Source organism: Megasphaera vaginalis (ex Bordigoni et al. 2020) (assembly GCF_900240295.1).
Classification (GTDB): Bacteria; Bacillota; Negativicutes; order Veillonellales; family Megasphaeraceae; genus Megasphaera; species Megasphaera vaginalis.
The window spans coordinates 84050-104490 of record NZ_OEQB01000003.1; the positions used below are offsets into that span (position 1 = coordinate 84050).

Sequence of the window (20441 nt, forward strand, 5' to 3'; positions counted from 1 at the left end):
ATGATTATCGTCCCAGATCCAAAATCAACTCATACATGCGTTCATCAATGGCAAAATGGAGTTTTTCCGCCTCTTTATACGGCATTGCCACAATACGGCCGTCGATCGTTCCGACAACGCAGTCATACAAACCGGCCAGCAGACTTTCTACGGCTACCTGCGCATAACGGCTGGCCATGATCGCGTCGTGCGCCGTCGGAGAGCCGCCGCGTTGCACATATCCCAAAACGGTCAGATTCGGCTCCAAATACGAATGTTTTTTAATATATTCAACGACATCGGAGCCTTTGGCCGCTCCTTCGGCAACGATAACGATACTGCTCATTTTCTTCATGCTGTGCGATTCATAAAGATGTCGGCACAACGCTTCCAGATCGACAGGATGTTCAGGAATCAAAACCGCCTCCGCTCCTGCCGCCATCCCGGCGTAAAGAGCGATAAAACCGGCGTGCCTGCCCATCACCTCAACAACGGCTACGCGTTCGTGAGAAAAAGCCGTATCGCGAATCTTATTGACCGACTGCAACACCGTATTGACCGCCGTGTCAAAGCCGAGCGTATATTCGGTCCCCATCATATCACAGTCAATCGTACCGGGAATGACGACCGTATGAATGCCGAGGCGGCTCAGTGCCTGTGCCCCGCGCAAAGAACCGTCGCCGCCGATGACGACAAGCGCATCAACTCCCTGTTCGCGCAAATACGCCGCCGCTTCCTCCTGTACCTCTTCCCGCAGAAATTCCAGACATCTTGCCGTACGCAGCATCGTACCGCCGCGATGAATGATTTCTCCCACATCACGTCTGCCCAACGGCTTCAACTGACGGCTCAGCAACCCTTCGTAGCCCCGAATCACGCCTTCGACGCTCAGCCCCTTGTGAATCGCATAACGCGTTACGCCGCGAATAGCCGCATTCATCCCCGGCGCATCGCCGCCACTCGTCAGCACAGCAATTTTACTAATCATCTTACTCATACTCCTTTTGCTTACGTTCAGCAAAGCTGACACCTTGCCGGTCAATTTCTTCAACAATGGTCTCTACAAGCTGCGACGCACCGCCCCGTGTCGTATCGACCACATAATCACAATACGAATAAATGTCTTCCCAAGACCGTATCATTTTTATGACAAATTCATGAAGATTGCCGTAATCCACGGTAGGGCGCTTGCCAATATGCCGTCCTACGCGTTCCTCCACACGATGCGGATCCGACTGCAGCGCAATAATATATCCATATCGGTGTAAAACTCTATAAGCTTCAATATTCATCGGGAAATTGCCGCCAAAAGAGATGATCGCTTCATGATACCGGCTGACTTGCTGCAGTATATTGAATTCTTTTTCCCGAAATGCTTTTTCTCCCTCATGCCGGTAAAAGTCGGAAATACTCATGCCTACGGACCGTTCTATTTTGCGATCCGTATCGACAAACTGCCAATTCAACCGTTGCGCCAGTTTACGTCCGATATGACTTTTTCCGCTTCCCATCATGCCGACAAGAACAATATTACGTTTCATTCTGTCCCCCCTTGCGTACGTGCCAAATGATTATACGCAATATGTGCATATCATTATACCAAAAAAACGTTTAAATTAACATAAAAAAACAGTACTTTTTACACAATAAATTTATGTATAAACGTACTGTCCATTTTATTACATATGAAATTGACCGCCTATCGGCTCTCCACCTCCATGAGTGTATAAATAGTCCCTTCTCTTCTTTCCATCTTCTTTACGCGACACCGTATAAGAGGTGATGCCCCTTCCATGCGGTTCAAAAAACAGATCGCATCGCCATATGCCCCTGTGAATTCCACCTCAACGCTTCTGTTTTGATCCGGCAGGGATTGCATGGAAAGAAGAAGCAGATGACAAGCCTTGCCGTTCATATCGATTACCGTTTCCAGATCTGGCGGATCCTCTGCCGGACGGAACCGGTTATGCGGGTTACCGGGCGCCTGTTCCGACGCCGCCTGGTAACGCGCCGCGTTCTGCAGCGCCTCGTCCCAGGCGGCGCTCTTTGCATACAACTGACGGCAAACGACAATGAGTCCTGCCGTTATTAAAAACACGATAATTAGAACAATCAGGTGCCGTTTGGCCGAATCAGTTTTCATTTTTCCCCTCCGAAAACGTTTCTCCTTCCATAGAAAAGGAAATGTTGCCGTTCTTATCATTTGCCGTTTTGCGTAAGGCGATATTCGTCATTGCTTTCAACTGCCTGAGTTTCCCCTGCCATTCCGTCAACGCCTTCCGGTCCGGCGTCCGTCCTTCGATGAAAAGCTTTCCTTTATCCGCTTGTAACGACGTCACCGTTACGGAACTCGGCCTGGTCTCCGCCAAAGAGACCAGCAGTGCACTCCAATGAACGCCTCGGTCTGCATTTACTTTCCGGCTGTAGTCCAGCACCGTTTGAAGCGCCGCGTTCTGCTCCTCAATTTTTTGCTGACTTGGCCAAAAATACGCCTCATACACCTGTTTCTGTTTGCAAATTCTGCAATATAATACGCCATTCGCTGTCGCCAGCAGCAGCAAAGCGATGATCAACCCGTATAGGGAAAAGCTGTACAGATACCGTACCGCCTTTTTTTCCCATAAGCCGTTTTCCCGTTCCGTCAAATCGAAACGCATGGACGAATCTAAAGCTTTTCGAATAAGAAAGCGCCAAGATACGGAATTTCCCACTGCTTCATCACCTTTCCCACCGTCGTCTTTACTACGGCCTCCTGCCAGCGGCCATCCTTCTTCAGGACGGCTGTCGCCGACGGCATGTCATCTGTCGGCAGCAACGGCCTTTCTCCCTGCCATTCATACGCCTCGACAGCGCCGCTGTTAACGGCGAAGACATGACAACCATTGCCTTCCGGCAAATATACGGTCCCCTCGCAAGCGGAAAATATACGCGCCGCCAGTGTCGGCAAAATATCGATTTCTTCAAGTCCCGCCGTATACGCATTGGCACCTTCCGCAAGCATGCGAATTTCCGACAGCGGGTAGGCGCCGATAATCCAGCGGTAAGCGTCCTGACCCGATACCTTGCCGGCCCTGTAAATGTCGATTGCCAAATCTTCGCTCTGATCCAAAAGCGTATTATCCCAAAAAACGGACTCTTTCGCCTTTTTCTTGGACGCTGTCGGCAATATCGTTTGTTTATAAATCAGCTTGCCCCCGCCGACAACAATGCTGACCCTGTACTGTTGAAGACCGTATATTTCACTTAGTTCCCGGAACCCTTTTTCTCGTATGCCCGACGCCTGTCCTGTCCCGGCTCTGATCCGATGGGCGTCAAACAGGCAGGAGACGACGGAAAAACGCCAGTTCCTGATTCCCTTCAAAATATATACCGTGTCCTTCGAAAACCAAAGAATCGCTCTTCTATACAGTAACATAACCTGCCTCCTCAATAAGAGATGCGTGTAATCACTATCTGATCTCCTGCATCACCCTCACCGGGTCGGACCTGAAACCGAATCGAACAAGTTCTGGTCATACCGCTCAGCTTCATCGTACAGCTTGCCTGTGCAGTGCCTTCAAAAGTTGAATTGTGCACGCCCGTAACACAATGAACTTCCAAGTCGGCTGCCGTCGGAGCTGACGGATAAAACTTCCGGCCGTCTTTTTTCTCGCTGAGCGGCATAGCCCGACACGGCTGCGCCGACATTTCGTCCCAATACAAATGCAGAAGGTTCTCCGCATAATACGCCGCCGTCACCGTATCACAATAAGCCTCGGCCTCCTTCAGCTGATCCTGCGCCAATCTGGCGCTGCCCATGGCTATCATCAATACAGTCAGCCCCAAGGCCAAGACAAAGCAGGAGACAAAGCCGTTATTTTTCTTTTGCAGATCCATCAAACATCAACTCCGTAAGCGGCCGGACCGCAAGACGGCAAGGCCACGCCAGCCCGGTACTGCTTTCTTCAAGGATAAAGGAAATGTGAAGAAAGCCGCCTTCGTCCTTAAAAAAAGGCGCGTTGCCGAATGTTTTGACAGCGTATCGCCCCTGTTTCGAAATACCTGTATCACGACCGCTCAACGGCTGTTCTCCACCATTGCTGAGGAGTCGATAGACCGTGCCGTTATGCACGGAAAAACCGGATCGCTTGCCGGCGCCGTCAAGGAAGCGAATGCTTGCGTCCTGCGTTTCGATTTGTGAAGCAAAACGCAATTCCGTATATAAAGTCTCATCAATCAGAATTCCCTGCCGCATCAGGTCTTCCCTCACTTCATTGTCCTTATAGATCTTTACGACTGTTGTTCCCAGAAAAAGAAATGACGTGAACATCATGAAAAAAACAAGACACGAGAGCAGCATATTCAGTAAAACAAAACCATTTTGCTTCCTATCTTTCATTAATGAAACGTTCAAATTTTTTTGTCCTGCCATCAGGCATCTCCACCGTAAGACGATGACAACTGTACCGATGAGATACAACTGTTTTTTCCATCGTAAGAAGATATCTGTCGCCGCCGGCGTCATACATGGCCGGTATATGTTGACCGTTCTCTTCCAAATACAACCGCCCCAGCATGGCCGCTGTACGGATCCACTTCGCCTTGGTGACCATGTCAAGCGATGAATGAAGCAAAACGGCTGACGACAGAAAGATAAAGGCCCCAAATACGGCCGCCAGGAGAACGTCGCTTAAGATGAAACCGTTTTTATTCAATCCGTATTCTGCCTGTCTGCGCGGCGATGATAATTTTGCGTTCATAGGCAGCATTTTCCTGACGCAAAATAATCTGCATATGCTTTCCCAACGGCTTTCCTTTATCATCAAATTCAAAATAACATTGCCTCCCTCCGTAACTGGCGACACACACGTTTTTCGGATATGACCGCTCCCTAACGGCCGCACCGTTATGAAGTACCGTATATCCGCCGCTGCGAAGGGAAATGATCCATCGGTCTCCGTAGCGCTTGCCGTTTCCCAAGGCATGTTCACGAATATGCTGCAACTCCATCACCGTTTCACGAGCCGCCAAATCGACTGCATGAGCCGCTCCGTATCTGCCGGCACGAGGAAGGGCAGAGGAAAGAAGCAGGAGCAGCACAGCGACGGCAACTAGCAACTCTGTCAACATGAATCCTCCGTTTTTCGTTCTTATATGCCTGTCCATTGCAGCCATTCCTTTCCCCAGAATAGGGAAAACCACCAGCCGACAATTAAAAAAGGCGCGAAGGGCAACATCTTCTTCCTGCACAACCAATACTGCGCCAACGCCGCCGGAAAAGCCGTCCAAAAAGCACAGAGAACGAGCACGCAGACGCCGCAACAGATGCAGCCCGGCAGGAGGGCCAAAAACAACTTCAGGTCGCCGCTGCCCATACCGCCGGGAAAGAAGACATACAACAACGTGAAGAACAACGCGGCGGCCAAGGATACGAGAGGATCCGGGCGAAACAAACCACCGGCCAAAGCGGCGACGTTGGCGGCGCCTAAAAGCAGTACCGGTAAATCGGGTATCCAAAAACAGGCGAGATCGGTACAAACAATGACCAGCGAAGCGGCAACTGCCGTCACAAACCAGACGGATACCGGCCATACCAGCATATTTTTTATCATCAAACTCTCCATTTATTTACTGCTTTATCTGTTCGCGTCGTGAATTATAGGTCACACCGTCAAAAGTACCGGAAACGGTACCGTCGGCGGCAATCGTATATTTCGAATTATCGGGAAGAACCGGTTCGAACTGCAAATAACTTTTGCCGTTGGCGTCCCTTTCGACCAACACGCTAATCGTCTTCGGATAGGTACCCTTTTCAAGTTCATAAAGAGCAGCGGCGTTATCAATCGTCCTGATATCGGCTTCTATTTTCGCCACTTTTGCCGTTTTGCCGGCTGTCGTAAACTTCGGCACCGCAATTGTTGCTAAAATCAAAATAATGCTGACGACAATAAGCATTTCCAATAAGGAAAAGCCGTTCCGTACCCGATACTGCCGAAAGGCAATTAAGTTCATCTTCTTATTCATCATTTCTACTCCTCTCCTTATTGCGAAAGTTCCGTCGTCATAGCCAACAACGGCAAAAGCAGACAAAGAACAACTATGCCGACAATAGTGCCGATAATAAGCAGCATGAGCGGCTCAAGCGCTTTCCCCGCCTTTACCGACAACGACTCCAGCCGCCAGGAATAATATGCGGCAATAGACTGCAAGACCGCTTCGTAATTCCCCGTCGATTCGGCAACACGCAGCATTACACCTACATACGGCGTGTCAAAGGCGCAGATACGGACAGCTTCATTCAGGGAAAGGCCTCCTTCCAAATACTGGAGAGACCGATAAACGCGCTGCCGAAACCATGGGGCATCTACCGTATCTGCAGCCAGACGCATAGCCTCTGTAAGCGGAACCGTACCGCCCAGCTGCATAGCCAGTACCAAGGAAAAGCGCTGCCAGCACCAACTCAAATACAATTCTCGGGCTTTTTCACACTGACACAACGCCCCTTCTATTTTCCCTCGTCGGATTTCATTCCCGAAGCCGTACCAGATAGAAGCTGTGGCGGCAACCAAAAAAAGGACAAGGCCAATGCTGTTTTCTCTGATCAGCTCGCCGCCGCTTAACAAAAGACGCGTTACCGCCGGCAACGGCGTCTGCATGTGAGAAAAAAGCGCTGCAAAAACAGGCAGAATATACAGGACGGCGCCGACAGATACGAAGCTCGTAACAACCAGCAAAAACAGCGGATAGATAAGGGCCTGTACTATCTTTTGCCGCGTTTTCCCGACTCTTTCATAATACGCACCTAGAAGCTGCAACGTTCCTTCCAATGTGCCGGCATATTCCCCGGCAGCCAGGATGCGGCACGCAGACGCCGGAAACAAGCCGGTCCCCTCCATCGCCGCTGAAAGCGTCATTCCCCGTTCCATTTTACTTACTCCCTCTTCCAACAAGGCCGCCGCCTTGTCCTTCCGCATCTCCCGACAAATAAGGCGCCAGCTTTCCGCTACGGGGAGCCCGGCCTGCAGCAACATCGCCAATTGTGAAAAAAAGAAGGCTAATCTTGCCGTGCTGAATTTGGGTACTGAAGCGAAGCAAAAGAAAAAATATGCTCCTTCCCCTTCAATAGTTCGAATCTGCCATCCCCGTTTCGCCACAGCACTGTCGACATCTTCTTCGGACGGCGCGCTGATATGCATATGACGAAGCTTTCCTTCTCTGTCGACGACTTCAATCCGAAAGCGTCTCACAGCCGCCTCCCGCGTTGCAGCGCCTGCGCCATCGTCCGCATGCCGAATTGAGCGCCTGTCTGCATGACAGCCGGAAGCTGATACTCCTTGCCGCTGCGGATCAGCTGACTTACAGCCGGCGTGACCACAAGAATTTCGCGAAAAATGCGATATCCTTCCTCCTCTTGTTTTCCCTGTTGCGCCAATACGGCCTGTAAGATTAAGGCAAGACGGCAGCGAATATCCGCCTGACGCCCGGCCGGGCTCATGCCGACGACACGGCTGATAGCTTGCGGCGCCGACCGCGTATGAAGCGTGGAAAGGACAAGGTGTCCCGTCTCGGCGGCATGCAAAGCAGCCTCCATAGTTAAAAAATCACGAATTTCTCCGATCAGGATAATATCCGGATCCTGACGCAGCGATTGCTTGAGACCGTCTTCATAGGAAGAAAAATGCCGTCCGAATTCCCGTTGCGAAATGAGCGTTTCCTTACTTTGCAGTACATACTCAATCGGTTCTTCCAAGGTGATGATATGGCATTTTCTCGCCTCATTGACAGCGGAAAGAATGCGCCAAATCGCCGTCGTCTTGCCGCTCCCCGTAGGACCGCATAATAAAATCAGTCCGTCTTTCAACCTTCCCAGATCGTTCAGGAACGGCTGATCCTCATCAGGAGGCAAGTCCGCCAACGGATAGAGCAAACGAATGACAGCGTGTATGCCGGCCAGTTCACGGGAAATGTGTACGCGACAGCGAATCCCCCGATCCCAAGTGTAAGCTGCAGACGCAAACCCGGTTTCTTCCGCTTTCGGCCCCAGCGTATCGAGCCACGTTTGCAGCAAAGACGCTTCCACGGTAACGCCGCCTGCGTCTTCCAGAAGGTCGCCGCAACGAAACAACGGATCACGGCCTTCCTGCAAATGAATATCCGAAGCCTTCCGCGAAACGGCTTTCTCTATAATCCCGTTCAACTGTCTTCCCAGGTCATTCTGTACAGACCCGATCAATTTCGTCCGCATCGGTTAATCCTTCCTGCAATGCAGCTGCAGCCGCGTCATGAAAAAACAGCGCGCCGTCCTTTATTGCCGCCGCCGACAGGAGATCTTTACCGGCACCGTTCCGCACGGCGGCTCTGACATGATATCGTACAGGCACGATTTCACAGAGGCAAAAGCGGCCGTAATAGCCGCACTGATGACAATGCGCACAGCCGGGGCCGCGGCTGCCGCCGCTGCGGCACTGCGGACAAAGACGGCGTGCCAACCGCTGCGCGGCAATGCCGCTGAGGGCATCTGCAACGAGATAAGCCTCAATCCCCATGTCCAACAGGCGCGTCACCGCGTCCAACGCGGAAGAAGCATGCAGCGTCGTTAACACTAAATGACCGGTCAACGATGCGCGAACGGCAATTTCCGCCGTTTCTCTGTCACGAATCTCGCCGATCACGAGAATATCCGGATCCTGACGCAGCAGCGCCCGCAGTCCATTATGAAACTCCACGCCGCCTTTGGCGTGAACTTGACTTTGACAGAAACCGTCCACCTTGTATTCCACAGGGTCTTCCAACGTTGCAATGCTTACAGTAGCCGCATCCAGCTCGTGCAGAATCGCATACAACGTAGTAGATTTGCCGCTTCCCGTCGGACCGCTGACGATGAACAAGCCGTGCTGAAGGCGAATGACCGATCTGATTTCTTTGATGACGCATTCCGTCAACCCGAGCTGGGTCAGCGTCAGGCTTGCCGAAACGGCGTCCAATATACGCAAGACCGCTTTTTCCCCACGTATCGTCGGCATCGTGCTGAGGCGCAAATCAAAACGCCTGCCGCAGTCTTCCCAGAAGAAGCGCCCGTCTTGAGGCAACCGCTTCATGGCAATATCCAAAGAAGCCAACACCTTCAGGCGTACTAACATGGCCTCCAGTTTATCACGCTGAATATAGCCCAGCGTCATCAGTACGCCGTCAATGCGCAAACGTATTCGCACCATATTGTCCATAGGCTCAATGTGAACGTCACTGGCCCGGAAAGACACTGCTTTTTCAAGCAAGGCGTCAATCAACTCCCGCGCCGTTCCTTTTAAGTGCGGCAGCCTCTTATCCATATCCAAAACACGGCCTCCTTTCCTTTTTAAGGCAAGAATACCATGTAATTTCTGTTCAGCAGAAATTCTAATCAAATTTTAATCATCGGCGAAGCAATTTTCATTTAGTTTTAATGGAATTTTAATTTACCTTTAATTTACGCCCTTTTTCTGTCGTTGAAACTATGCCGAAATATTTACCCCCTCTCATAATCTGATCACTTTTATTGTAAACTTTTTATTTTTATATAATTGTTAACATTGACACGGAATAAGTTACGTTCTATACTGTGAACATGTTTTTCGGCCGAACGATACTTTATTCAGCGAGGTGTTTTCATGCGTTGTTTTCATTCACTACAAACGGCAAGAGTTTCCGTTCTCTGCGCTCTCTTTACGGCGTTAATCGCCATCGGCGCCTTCATTCGGGTACCGCTGCCATATTGCCCTTTCACGCTGCAATTTTTCTTTACAACCTTAGCCGGCATGGTTCTCGGCAAACGCGGCGCAATTGCTACCGGAACATACGTTCTTCTCGGGCTCATCGGCTTACCGATCTTTACTGCCGGCGGTGGCCCCGCCTATGTGCTGCAACCTACTTTCGGCTATCTGCTCGGCTTTATCGGCGGCACGTGGCTGACAGGTTATCTGGTCGAAAAAGGCGTCAACTTGACCGGCACGTATCTGCTGGTTGCAGCGCTGTCCGGTCTGGCCGTCGTTTACAGTTGCGGCATTGCCTACGTATACTTCATCAATACCGTCTACCTGCAATCGCCGATTGGGCTCTGGCCGCTTTTTTTGTATTGTTTTCTCCTCGCCGTACCGGGCGATATTTGTCTCTCCCTGTTGGCGGCATTCTTTTATAAGCGCATCCGGCCCTTTGTCTCACTGCCGGCGAGAAGGGAGGGGGAAAAATGACAAAAGGCCTTTTTGTAACGGCAACAGGCACGGATGTCGGCAAGACCTATATAGCGGCACTCCTCAGTAAAACGCTGCGCCGCGGCGGCTACGCATGCGGCTACTACAAAGCGGCTGTCAGCGGTGCTCCGCAAAACGAAGACTGTGACGCCGACTACGTAAATAAGATGGCAAAAATCAATGATCCACCCGAATTCTTGCTGTCCTATCGCTATACACACGCCGTCTCGCCGCATCTGGCAGCCCGCTGGGAAGGAAACCAGCCGGAAAAAGAAGTGATCTGCCATGATTATGAAACGGCGAAACAGCGTCATGCATACCTTACCGTAGAAGGAAGCGGCGGAATCGTCTGCCCGATCCGCCATGACGGCAGTGCCGTCTATTACCTGACCGATATCATTTCCTGGTTTCGGCTGCCCTCCGTCATTGTCAGTTCATCCGGCTTAGGCAGCATCAACAGCGCCGTTTTAACGGCACATTATATGCGGGCCCTCCGGCTGCCCGTGAAAGGTTTTATCCTTAATCGTTACACCGATACCGCCATGGAAAGGGACAATGCCGAGATGATTGAAGAGCTGACGGCACTGCCCGTTTTGGCCACCGTCGCACCTGATGAAAAAACGCTGCCCCGCAGTGCCGGATTTTGGGCCGGCCTGTATGAATAGAGGTGCAAAATGAATACCGATATCTGGCAAGAAGACGATAAAAAATACATCTGGCATCCGGCAACACAGATGAAGGATGCGGAAAGTTTCGCCTTTCCCGTTATTGAGCGCGGCAAAGGCCCCTATCTGTACGACAGGGCCGGAAAAGAATATATTGATATTATCAGCTCATGGTGGTGCAATCTCCTCGGCCATTGCAATGCAGAAATCAACGCTGCCGTAAAAAAGCAGCTCGACACACTGGAGCACGTGATCTTCGCTTCTTTTACCCATCGTCCGGCCATTTCTCTTTGCCGCGAATTGACGCCGTTATTGCCGCCGGGATTGCAGCGCTACAATTTCTGCGACAACGGCTCGTCCGCCGTTGAATGCGCCCTAAAAATGGCTTTTCAATATCACTGCCAAACGGGGCATCCCGAACGGCAACGATTCATGTGCCTTGCCGGGTCGTATCACGGCGAAACCATCGGCGCACTGGCCGTCGGCAGCATGGATCTCTACGCCCGATTATACCGACCGTTGCTGACCGAAGCGATTCACATCGACGGTCTCGATTGTTATCGCTGCCCTTACGGAGAACAACGTGACAGCTGTAACTGTGCCTGCATCGAACATGCCGAAGCGGCCTTCGCCCGTTACGGAAACGTAACGGCAGCACTGATCATTGAACCGCTACTGCAAGGCGCCGCCGGTATGCGCATATATCCACCGGCCTACATAACGAAGCTCCGCCGTTTGTGCGATGCTTACGGCGTACTCCTCATTGATGACGAAATCGCCGCCGGCTTCGGCCGTACAGGCACATACTTCGCCATCGAACAGAGCCGGGTCAGTCCGGACATCCTCTGTACCTCAAAAGGCTTGACAGGCGGTTATCTGCCCATGTCGCTGACGATTACGACAGAAGCCGTTTACCGCGCCTTTTACGACGATTACGAAACGCATAAGGCTTTTGTCCACAGTCACACCTATGCCGGCAATCCGCTGGGCTGCACGGCGGCAACGACAGTTTTGCGCATCCTGCAGCGAGATGCCGTTCTGGAAACGGCCAGCGCAACGGGAACGTATTTGCACGCGCAACTGCAAGCGTCACTGGGAAATCACAGTCACATCGGCGAAATCCGCCATATCGCGCTGATCAACGCCTTGGAAATTGTCGCTTCCAAAGACGAAAAGAAACCGTATCCCCCATCACGGCGAATCGGTTTTCAAATTGCCCGGCAGGCCATGAAAAGAGGCCTGCTCCTTCGTCCCATTGGCGACGTGATCTATTTCAACCCGCCCTTGAATATCGACCGGACCACGCTGGACCAGGCCGTTGCCATCTGTACGGACGCGGTTCACGCCGTTTTGGGATATCGCTGACCGACAGAATCTGCACCTGTCTTCACCATGGATTCGCAGCGGCAACGGCACGCAATTGAAAAAAGTCCTGCACGTAACGATGTATACAATCGCATGTGCAGGACTTTTTTTTCGATTATTATTATAAACTGTTGTCAAACGACACCTGCTCAGATACATCATCGTACGTAATCAATTCCGCATAACGCATCCAGCCGATGATCAGATCCATTTGTTTTTCCGCATTTTCATCGCCGATGGATGCGGCCAATTGTTCCTGAAAATAATCAATATCCATCTTCTGATCCGTATCATTTTCTATTTTTTGAGCCATTTCGTGAATAAAGGCGACATTGTCCAGAATATGCTGTTTAAATAATGCTTTGCGCTCCAACACGCTGGCTTCGGCAAAAATTTTGCCGTCTTCAGTCAAGGCGATATCCCCTTCCGTAACGGCAGAAAAGCGTAATAAATTGGAAAACTCCACCAACGGAAAAAAGTCCTTAATATCCATAATAAACCGATCAGCCAACTTATAGAGATCGGTTTTTTCTCCCGAATCGGCCAATAATTCCAAAAATCCGGTCAAAGCACTAGCCGTCACATTCGGCAATAACACCGGTTCGCGGCGCTGTTGCCTGCCGCTGTCGGCAGCGCCGAAGACGCCGCTCGCCGCATCTCCGTTTCCGACAGTTTCCGGATTTGTCATAAGTGAATAGATTTTATCAACATATGTCAAAAATTCCGTTGACTTTCGTTCACGCCACCGCGGTAGCAAAATCGGTAAATTCGTCCGCACCGTAGCCGGCCGAGTAGAAAGGATAACGGCTCTGTCCGCCATGTATACGGCTTCTTCAATGCCATGCGTAACCAGGATAATCGCCTTTGTAGGAATCTTTTTTTCCAGCCACAGATCCAACAAGTCACGACGCAGGTTCTCGGCCGTAAGAATATCCAAGGCCGAAAACGCTTCATCCATCAACAGGATATCCGGCTCGCTGACCAGGGCCCGCCCAATGCCGACACGCTGTCGCATACCGCCGGACAGCTCTTTCGGAAACGCGCTTTCAAAACCGTCTAAGCCGACAACGTCCAAAATATTCATCGAACGTTCTAATTTCTCTTTTTCCGACATCTCCTTGCCTTCCAGCCCCAGCATGACATTATCCAAAATAGTCAGCCAGGGGAATAAGGCAAACGATTGGAACACCATGGCAATCCCCGGATTGACGCCGATAATCGGCTTCCCCAAATAGGATACCGTCCCCTGCGAAGGCGTGATCAGGCCGGCAATAATCCGCAGCAAAGTCGACTTACCTGCTCCTGACGGCCCCAAAATCGCTACAAACTCCCCTTCGTTGACGGAAAGGTTGATATCTTTCAAAATCGTTACCGCTTCTCTTCCTTTGATTCGGAACGATTGATTCACTTTCTCTAAGCTAAGGAGCTGTTTCATCGTAAGTAACCTCTTATTCTATGTGGAATTGACTTTCGGCAAGATCATATAATTTCTGCCAAATCAGCCTGTTGGCCATAATGACGAACAGACACATAATCATGATGCCGATAATGATCTGCGGCCAATTACCGGCTGTCGTCGCCTGACTTACATAGGCTCCCAGGCCCTGCGCAATCAGCGGCTGATCTTTCCAGATGACGATTTCGGAAATGATACTGGCATTCCAAGCTCCGCCGGAAGCGGTAATCAGCCCGGTAAGCAAATGCGGAAAAATACTCGGTAAAATCACATAGCGCCATCTCCGCCATCCCGTTATATGAAAAACGGCGGCCGCTTCCAGTAAATCGTTAGGAATACTCATGGCTCCTGCAATAACATTAAAAAGGATATACCATTGCGTCCCCAGCATCATCAAAAAAACGGAGCCGAACTCGAAATCCAGATGATACTTCAAGAAAATAATTGTCACAAAGGGAAAAATCATGTTTGCCGGAAAAGCGGAAATGATCTGAATCACAGGTTGCATTTTTTCCGACAGATTAGGTCTCAAGCCGATGGCAACGCCCAGAGGAAGTGTCCAAAGCAAGCCGATGGTCAAGGCCGCCAACACTCGCAGCAGCGTATATAGACCCAAAACAACCGCGTTTTCTATATCTCCCACTTTGATCTCACTGATATTCGACAAGGTGCTCTGCAAGAGGGGAAACAGAAAATAGACGGCAGCCAAAAGGAGAACTCCTTTTATAACCCCATCGACGACATGCTTTTTTTTATCTCTTGCCAAACGCTGCTGAAAAGAAGCGACGGCGTCGGCAAAAAAGTTGATTGCCTTATTGACCGCACGGCAGGGAAAAAGGATGATGTTCTTCACCAGACAGTTCATCAGCCAAGAACGCTGCAGCGCTTCATAAAGCCAGGAAGAAGGCTGCTGTCCGCTCTCGGACAGTTCAATCTTAAACTTCCGGCTCCAGACGACAAGGGGCCGCCAAAACAGCTGATCAATGAGAACGATCAGTATGAACATCGTAATAACGGCGTAAAACATAGCCGTAAAATCGCCTTCCGTCGTGGCAACGGCCAAATAGGCACCGACGCCGGGAAGCTGAATATTTTGACCCATGACACTGATCGCTTCACTGGCAGCTAAAAAAAACCAGGCACCGCCGAAGGACATCATTCCGTTCCAAACGAGGCCGATGGCGGAGACCGGCGCATCGAGATGTAAAAACCGCTGCCAGCCGTTCATGTGCAGCACGTCCGCCGCTTCCTGCAAATCGCCCGGTTCCGCAAGAATCGATTGGTAGACGCTGAAAGTCATATTCCAAGCCATGCTCGTGAAAATAGCGAAAATGGAAGCAATTTCGACGCCGGTCAACCGATGCGGAAAAAGATTGATAAACATGAGTATTGTCGCCGACAAAAAGCCCAGGACAGGAATGGACTGCAAAATATCCAGCAGCGGAATCATGATCCGGCGCGCCGTAGGATTTTTTGCGGCGATATATCCGTACAGCAAGGAAAAGAGCAGGGAAAAAAAGAAGGCAATAAAAATGCGCAGCGCAGACCGTCCGGCATAATAGGGTAAATAGAGCGGATCCAACGTGATCCGCGGTTCATCTGTCAGCGAAAAAGGCACCGTCATTCCCCTGCTCAGATAGTATACGCCGTAAAAGAGCAGAAACGTTGCCAGAAACAAAAAAACGTCAATAATCACTGTATATTTTTCTTTATCTGAAAAAACAGCCATATCCTTACCCTCAGTCAAAACTATCGTCAAAGTTCGTATTCACTTGTATTGTATATCATAAAAGGATTACAAAGGTCAAGCTGTCGCCGACAATCGTTCTGTAAAAAAATGTAAATTTATTTTTCCCCATTGTCTTTTGTTGAAAAGAGTGGCATAATCAATCAGCATCAATTGAAAACATTTTTCTCATGATTCAGGAAAGGATCCTATATGCTCAAAAATCTTCACCGCATCTTAATCGGTCGCCCCTTATCATCAGCTGATTTAAAAGGCGAAGCGTTGCCTAAATGGAAGGCACTGCCCATTTTCTCTTCCGACGCCCTTTCATCCGTCGGCTACGGGCCGGAACAGATCGCTATCATTCTGGCCGCCGCCTCGCTGTACGCCTATTTCAGCTGGATCGTCATTGCCATAACGATCTTACTGGCCGTCGTGGCAACGTCGTACTCCCAGGTTATCAAAGTCCATCCCGAAGGAGGCGGCTCCTATGCCGTTGCCAAGGAATATTTAGGCCGGACACCGGCGCTCATAGCCGGCGCCGCCCTGTTGGCCGACTATACGCTGACGGTGGCCGTATCCGTTTCGTCGGGAACAGCCGCTTTCGTGAGCGCCTTCCCCGCTTTACTTCCCTATGCGATGGCCATCAATCTGTTTGTCCTCTTCTGTCTCCTCATGCTCATCAATTTGCGCGGCGTTCGGGAATCATCTACCGTCTTCGTCTGGCCCACCTACGCCTTCGTCTTCGGCATGCTGGTCCTGATCGGCTGCGGCCTGTATCAACTCTCCTCCGGTGCCGCCGTGCCGCCACTGTCGAATCGGTAACGCCGGCCATAAGCAACGTGACGATATTTTATTTGCTCCATGCTTTTGCCAACGGCTGCAGTTCCATGACAGGCGTCGAAGCCATTTCCAACGGCGTCAGCGTTTTCAAAAAGCCGCAGGATACAAACGCCATAAAAACGACCGTATATATGGCCGTTTTACTGGGGATCATGCTTCTTGGCATATCGTATCTGACCCTTACCCACCATCTGCTGCCGATGGAAAATACTACCTTGCTGTCCACGTTGGCTAAGAGCATTTTCGGACAAACTATCTTTTATTATTTCATCCAAATCGCCACCATGCTGATTCTCTACCTGGCTGCCAACACCTCTTACAACGGACTCCCGCCACTTCTGTCGTTAATGGCCGATGACGGCTATGTTCCCCGTTATCTGCGCAACCGAGGCGACCGGCTCAGCTATGACAACAGCATCATCTTCCTGACAATCGCCGCAACCGCACTGCTCTACCTGTTTCACGGTAACGTCGATCACTTGATTTCTTTATATGCGCTCGGCGTCTTCATCTCCTTCACAATCGCCCAGTTGGGGCTGGTAGTCCATCGCTTTAAAACGAGGACCAAAGGCTGGCAGCTAGGTGCATTGATTAACGCCTTCGGCGCTTCCATCACCTTCACTGTTATTGTGATCATCATTTTGACCAAGTTTTTATACGGCGCCTGGATCATCATGGTTTTCATTCCTTTCGCCGTATACATTTTCACGAAAATCCGCAGTCATTATGACAACGTGAAAGCGCAACTATTGTTGACAGACGCCGAATACGCAGAAGTAAAAGAAAAGGAGCTGGGCAAAAACTATATCGTCATCCCCCTGGACTCTCCGACACGAACGATCGTAAGAACATTGCGCTATGCCAAAATAATCGACAACGGCAACCACCATATCAGCGCCGTTCACATCAATACGAATGAAGAATACGCGGCAAGAGTCAAACAAGTATGGCACGATCTGGAACCCGATCTGCCCCTGACGATCATTCATTCCCCTTATCGCCAGCTGACCGTACCGTTGCTGACATATATTCGCCGGCTGCAAAGCAATATCGGCCCGAACGATGTTATTACCATCGTCATTCCCGAATTTGAAACCAAAAAAATGTGGCATATGCTTTTGCACAATCAAAGCGGCATGCTTTTGCGGCTGCGGCTGCTGCGGGAAAAAAACATCATTATTACGACGGTGCCGCTGATGCTGAAATAAGGTCACGCCAAGCTGCACAACCTGCGACGCTCCCGGCATAAAGCGGCGCCGCCGGCAAGCCCGGCCCTGTCGGAATACGGCGTAGCCGAATTATGCCGCAGAAACCGCGTCCTGTACGCTCTATCAACACCGTCCCTTCTGCCAAACACGGCCCCGCCCGGGAAGACAAGATCATCTTCCGGGCGGAGCCGTGTGTTACGGAACAGCAGTTCAACGCTGCAACCGAATTTTATCGCTTCCGTCAATAGTGACACCTTCATGGGCAAGAAGCCATTTTTTCTTTTCCAGGCCGCCGGCGTAGCCGGTCAGAAACCCTGTCGTCCCGACAACGCGATGACACGGTATGATAATGGAAATCGGATTATGACCGATTGCATTGCCGACGGCCTGCGCCGCCATCCGTTCTTTCCCCAACAACTTCGCCGCCGTCAACGCCAACGACTGATACGTACGCACTTCCCCGTAAGGAATCGAACAAAGCAGCTTCCATACGGTTTTTCTGAACAGACTTCCCTGCAAATGCAGCGGCAACCCGTCCAAAGACGGGTTCTCTCCGGCAAAATAAGCGTCCAGCCAACGCCTTGCCTGCAATAAAACAGCGTTGCTTTCATAACGGACCGCTTCCAGATCAACGGTGCCGCCTTCGTATTTCTGCCCGATAAACCAAAGTCCCGTTAAGGCCTCGGCATCGGCAACGAGCCGTATATCTCCCAAGGGCGAAGAATAAATCGAACCGACGTGGGAAAAAGCATCAGTTTTTTTTGTCTTCATCGTTGACCCCTTCCTTCTTTTCACCTTGTTCATCTTTATGTACTTCTTCCTTAAATTCCCGCAGGCTTGTTCCCAACGCCTTACCTAAGCCGCTGACCTTCTTGCCGCCGAAGAGTACCAGGACAATGACTAAAATAACGACCAATTCCTGTAATCCCAAATGCATCGTATCCCTCCTTCACTATTGATTTACCGTTAGTATACACCTGCAAGACCGGTCAACGTCAAGTATTCCCGTCCTTCCTTATCGTCTCTTTTCTATGCTTCCCCGATTATTTGTGATAGTATAATAGCATAACAAATCTCATGCGAGGAGTCCTGCCCATGTTTACAATCGGCCTTTCACAATTTGATATTAAAGCCGCAGACCCGCGCGCCAACACGGCACGTATGAAAGCGGACATCGGTAAGGCGAAAGCGGCAAACTGCGATATATTGATTTTTCCCGAGTTGTCTATTCCCGGCTATTTTATCGGTGACATTTGGGACCAACCCGACTTCATCGACGAATGTGTCGCTTTCGGTAAAGAAATCCAGTCATTATCCGAAGGAATCACGCTTATTTTCGGCAACGTCGCCAAAGAGGAAGGACGCGTCAATCTTGACGGACGCCTGCGTAAATACAATGCGATGTTCATTGCCAGAGACGGAAAATTGATTTCTCCCGGCCGCTCGCCATATCCTTTTTATATCAAGACGCTCTTGCCGAATTATCGTGAATTCAGCGATATCCGATATTTCACTTCGCTGATGGAAGTAGCCCAGGAGCGTCATGCTTTCCCGGAAGACTTCCTTTCGCCTGTACAGCTTTCTTTCGGCGACAAGGGTACACTCTGCATCGGTCCGCTCATTTGCGAAGCCAGTTGGGATGAAAATTACCCGTTCAAGCCGATGGCTTACTTGGGCGAAATGTATGATATTGATTTATTTGTCAATATTTCCAATTCGCCCTTCACCTTAGGCAAAACGGACCGTCGCCATCGCCTTTTCGGCAATGCCATCGGCAGCCTTCACCGTCCTGCAGTCTACGTCAATTGTACGGGCATTCAAAACAACGGGAAAAATATTTATACCTTTGACGGCTCCTCCGGAGCCTACAACGGCGATGGCAGTCTTCATTACCAGTGCGACAGCTTTACGGAGGAGTTGGCTGTCGTGCAGTTTGACAAGGCGACGAGCCGATTCGCGTCTGCCGCCAAAACGGCGCCGCCAAAAGGCGAAACAGCTGAATTGTACGACAGTTTACACTTTGCCTTGTCTTCCTTTCTTCGCGATCTCGGTCTGAAAAAAGTCGTCATCGGCGTCTCCGGCGGTATCGATTCCGCTGTCAACGCCGCTTTATACGCTTCCGTCCTGCCGCCTGAAAACATCTTGCTGATTAATATGCCGAGCTGTTATAATTCGGCGACAACCAAGGGACTGGCTAAAGAATTGGCTGATAACATAGGCTGTCTTTACACGGTTATCCCCGTTCAGGAAAGCCTGGAATTGTCACGGCAACAATTTGCCGAAGCGGCTCTGTACCAAAGCGGTAAAAAACGGGGCCATCTGGAACTGACAAGTTTCATCGAAGAAAACATACAGGCTCGCGACCGCTCCAGTCGTATTCTTGCGGCTGCTGCTGCGGCCTTCGGCGGCGTTTTCACCTGCAATGCCAACAAAGCGGAATCTGCCGTCGGCTACGCTACACTTTACGGTGACAGCGCCGGTTTTCTCGCGGCCACAGCCGATTTGTGGAAGCACCAGGTATACGACTTGGCGCGCTATCTGAATCAAGCCGTCTTCAGACGTGAAGTGGTTCCGCAAGGCAGCATCGATATCATTCCCAGCGCCGAACTGTCTGCCAACCAGAATATTGACAAGGGACAAGGCGACCCGTTGATTTATCCCTACCACGATTATCTCTTCGCAGCCTTTATCGAACGCTGGCAGCGGGCTACACCGCAGTCTATTCTGGAATGGTATGCTGCCGGAACATTGGAAGACCATATCGGCTGCCCGCTTAAGGTTGCTGCTATTTTCCCCACTGCCGCTTCTTTTATTGCCGATCTGGAAAAATGGTGGAATCTGATTGCCGGCTTTGCCGTCGCCAAACGGATCCAGGCGCCGCCACTTCTCGCCGTCAGCCGCCGCTCCTTCGGCAACGATTTGCGCGAATCGCAGGTAAAGCCGTACTATTCGACAGCATATCTGGCGCTGAAAGAAAAACTGCTCCGACAGTAA

25 protein-coding genes are annotated in these 20441 nt (G+C 50.6%); 6 read left to right on the forward strand and 19 right to left on the reverse strand.

Translation table 11 applies throughout. The features are described 5' to 3' along the window. Positions 1-4 precede the first annotated feature (4 nt). The 14 genes from pfkA to C0977_RS04710 form a co-directional block, all read right to left on the reverse strand. Positions 5-967: a 6-phosphofructokinase gene (gene pfkA / locus C0977_RS04645; RefSeq protein WP_101912604.1), complete on the reverse strand. Its 963-nt coding sequence runs from the start codon at positions 965-967 to the stop codon at positions 5-7. Position 968: 1 nt separating this feature from the next. Then, positions 969-1520 carry a shikimate kinase gene (locus C0977_RS04650; RefSeq protein WP_023052817.1) on the reverse strand — a complete coding sequence of 184 codons (552 nt, stop codon included), beginning with the start codon at positions 1518-1520 and terminating at the stop codon, positions 969-971. Between the two features lie 158 nt (positions 1521-1678). Further along, positions 1679-2122 (reverse strand): pilus assembly protein, encoded by a 444-nt coding sequence (locus C0977_RS04655; RefSeq protein ID WP_101912605.1) that lies wholly within the window; start codon positions 2120-2122, stop codon positions 1679-1681. Continuing rightward, positions 2112-2690, reverse strand: a complete 579-nt coding sequence (locus C0977_RS04660; RefSeq protein ID WP_101912606.1) for a PilN domain-containing protein — start codon at positions 2688-2690, stop codon at positions 2112-2114. The genes C0977_RS04655 and C0977_RS04660 overlap by 11 nt, the downstream gene beginning before the upstream one ends. Beyond that, positions 2645-3394 (reverse strand): hypothetical protein, encoded by a 750-nt coding sequence (locus tag C0977_RS04665; RefSeq protein WP_101912607.1) that lies wholly within the window; start codon positions 3392-3394, stop codon positions 2645-2647. Before C0977_RS04665 ends, C0977_RS04660 begins: the two co-directional genes overlap by 46 nt. A gap of 11 nt (positions 3395-3405) precedes the next feature. After that, complete coding sequence (locus C0977_RS04670; RefSeq protein WP_023052778.1) at positions 3406-3855, reverse strand: hypothetical protein; 450 nt, start codon at positions 3853-3855, stop codon at positions 3406-3408. Next, the gene (locus tag C0977_RS04675; RefSeq protein WP_145995071.1) at positions 3833-4390 is read right to left on the reverse strand and encodes a hypothetical protein; all 558 of its coding nucleotides are present in this window, start codon (positions 4388-4390) and stop codon (positions 3833-3835) included. Before C0977_RS04675 ends, C0977_RS04670 begins: the two co-directional genes overlap by 23 nt. After that, on the reverse strand, positions 4347-4673 hold the full coding sequence (locus C0977_RS04680; protein ID WP_101912609.1) for a hypothetical protein: 327 nt from the start codon (positions 4671-4673) through the stop codon (positions 4347-4349). The genes C0977_RS04675 and C0977_RS04680 overlap by 44 nt, the downstream gene beginning before the upstream one ends. Further along, a complete protein-coding gene (locus C0977_RS04685) occupies positions 4666-5088 on the reverse strand; it encodes a prepilin cleavage protein (RefSeq protein WP_145995073.1) in 423 nt (140 codons plus the stop codon). Before C0977_RS04685 ends, C0977_RS04680 begins: the two co-directional genes overlap by 8 nt. Positions 5089-5108: 20 nt before the next feature. After that, positions 5109-5570 carry a prepilin peptidase gene (locus tag C0977_RS04690; RefSeq protein ID WP_023052918.1) on the reverse strand — a complete coding sequence of 154 codons (462 nt, stop codon included), beginning with the start codon at positions 5568-5570 and terminating at the stop codon, positions 5109-5111. Positions 5571-5586: 16 nt separating this feature from the next. Further along, positions 5587-5985 (reverse strand): competence type IV pilus major pilin ComGC, encoded by a 399-nt coding sequence (locus C0977_RS04695; RefSeq protein WP_023052834.1) that lies wholly within the window; start codon positions 5983-5985, stop codon positions 5587-5589. A 14-nt stretch (positions 5986-5999) separates the two neighbouring features. After that, complete coding sequence (locus C0977_RS04700; RefSeq protein WP_101912611.1) at positions 6000-7205, reverse strand: type II secretion system F family protein; 1206 nt, start codon at positions 7203-7205, stop codon at positions 6000-6002. Continuing rightward, on the reverse strand, positions 7202-8203 hold the full coding sequence (locus C0977_RS04705) for a type IV pilus twitching motility protein PilT (RefSeq protein ID WP_101912612.1): 1002 nt from the start codon (positions 8201-8203) through the stop codon (positions 7202-7204). Before C0977_RS04705 ends, C0977_RS04700 begins: the two co-directional genes overlap by 4 nt. Next, complete coding sequence (locus tag C0977_RS04710; RefSeq protein ID WP_101912724.1) at positions 8169-9287, reverse strand: GspE/PulE family protein; 1119 nt, start codon at positions 9285-9287, stop codon at positions 8169-8171. Before C0977_RS04710 ends, C0977_RS04705 begins: the two co-directional genes overlap by 35 nt. Before the next feature lie 318 nt (positions 9288-9605). Here C0977_RS04710 and C0977_RS04715 point away from each other — a divergent pair, with 318 nt between their 5' ends. The 3 genes from C0977_RS04715 to bioA are packed head-to-tail and all read left to right on the forward strand — an operon-like array spanning position 9606 to position 12214. Next, positions 9606-10184 (forward strand): biotin transporter BioY, encoded by a 579-nt coding sequence (locus C0977_RS04715; RefSeq protein ID WP_101912613.1) that lies wholly within the window; start codon positions 9606-9608, stop codon positions 10182-10184. Further along, positions 10181-10849, forward strand: a complete 669-nt coding sequence (gene bioD / locus C0977_RS04720; RefSeq protein ID WP_101912614.1) for a dethiobiotin synthase — start codon at positions 10181-10183, stop codon at positions 10847-10849. The genes C0977_RS04715 and bioD overlap by 4 nt, the downstream gene beginning before the upstream one ends. Before the next feature lie 9 nt (positions 10850-10858). Further along, complete coding sequence (gene bioA / locus C0977_RS04725) at positions 10859-12214, forward strand: adenosylmethionine--8-amino-7-oxononanoate transaminase (protein ID WP_101912615.1); 1356 nt, start codon at positions 10859-10861, stop codon at positions 12212-12214. Between the two features lie 121 nt (positions 12215-12335). Here the strand turns inward: bioA and C0977_RS04730 are convergent, their stop codons facing one another. Next, entirely contained in the window at positions 12336-13649 is a 1314-nt protein-coding gene (locus tag C0977_RS04730) for a nitrate/sulfonate/bicarbonate ABC transporter ATP-binding protein (RefSeq protein WP_101912616.1), read from the reverse strand. A 13-nt stretch (positions 13650-13662) separates the two neighbouring features. Further along, a complete protein-coding gene (locus C0977_RS04735) occupies positions 13663-15399 on the reverse strand; it encodes an ABC transporter permease (protein WP_101912617.1) in 1737 nt (578 codons plus the stop codon). Between the two features lie 210 nt (positions 15400-15609). Here C0977_RS04735 and C0977_RS11210 point away from each other — a divergent pair, with 210 nt between their 5' ends. Then, positions 15610-16221, forward strand: a complete 612-nt coding sequence (locus tag C0977_RS11210) for an amino acid permease (protein WP_200814218.1) — start codon at positions 15610-15612, stop codon at positions 16219-16221. Positions 16222-16238: 17 nt separating this feature from the next. Then, on the forward strand, positions 16239-17447 hold the full coding sequence (locus C0977_RS04740; RefSeq protein WP_200814219.1) for an APC family permease: 1209 nt from the start codon (positions 16239-16241) through the stop codon (positions 17445-17447). 2 nt (positions 17448-17449) lie between these two features. Here the strand turns inward: C0977_RS04740 and C0977_RS04745 are convergent, their stop codons facing one another. Genes C0977_RS04745 through tatA form a run of 3 tightly spaced genes read right to left on the reverse strand, consistent with a single transcriptional unit; the run spans position 17450 to position 18384 of the window. Next, entirely contained in the window at positions 17450-17692 is a 243-nt protein-coding gene (locus C0977_RS04745; RefSeq protein WP_101912618.1) for a hypothetical protein, read from the reverse strand. Continuing rightward, positions 17658-18218 (reverse strand): methylated-DNA--[protein]-cysteine S-methyltransferase, encoded by a 561-nt coding sequence (locus tag C0977_RS04750; RefSeq protein ID WP_101912619.1) that lies wholly within the window; start codon positions 18216-18218, stop codon positions 17658-17660. Before C0977_RS04750 ends, C0977_RS04745 begins: the two co-directional genes overlap by 35 nt. Beyond that, positions 18199-18384 carry a twin-arginine translocase TatA/TatE family subunit gene (gene tatA, locus C0977_RS04755; RefSeq protein ID WP_101912620.1) on the reverse strand — a complete coding sequence of 62 codons (186 nt, stop codon included), beginning with the start codon at positions 18382-18384 and terminating at the stop codon, positions 18199-18201. Before tatA ends, C0977_RS04750 begins: the two co-directional genes overlap by 20 nt. A 158-nt stretch (positions 18385-18542) precedes the next feature. On the opposite strand from tatA, the gene nadE reads away from it, so the two are divergent. Beyond that, entirely contained in the window at positions 18543-20441 is a 1899-nt protein-coding gene (gene nadE / locus C0977_RS04760; RefSeq protein ID WP_101912621.1) for an NAD(+) synthase, read from the forward strand.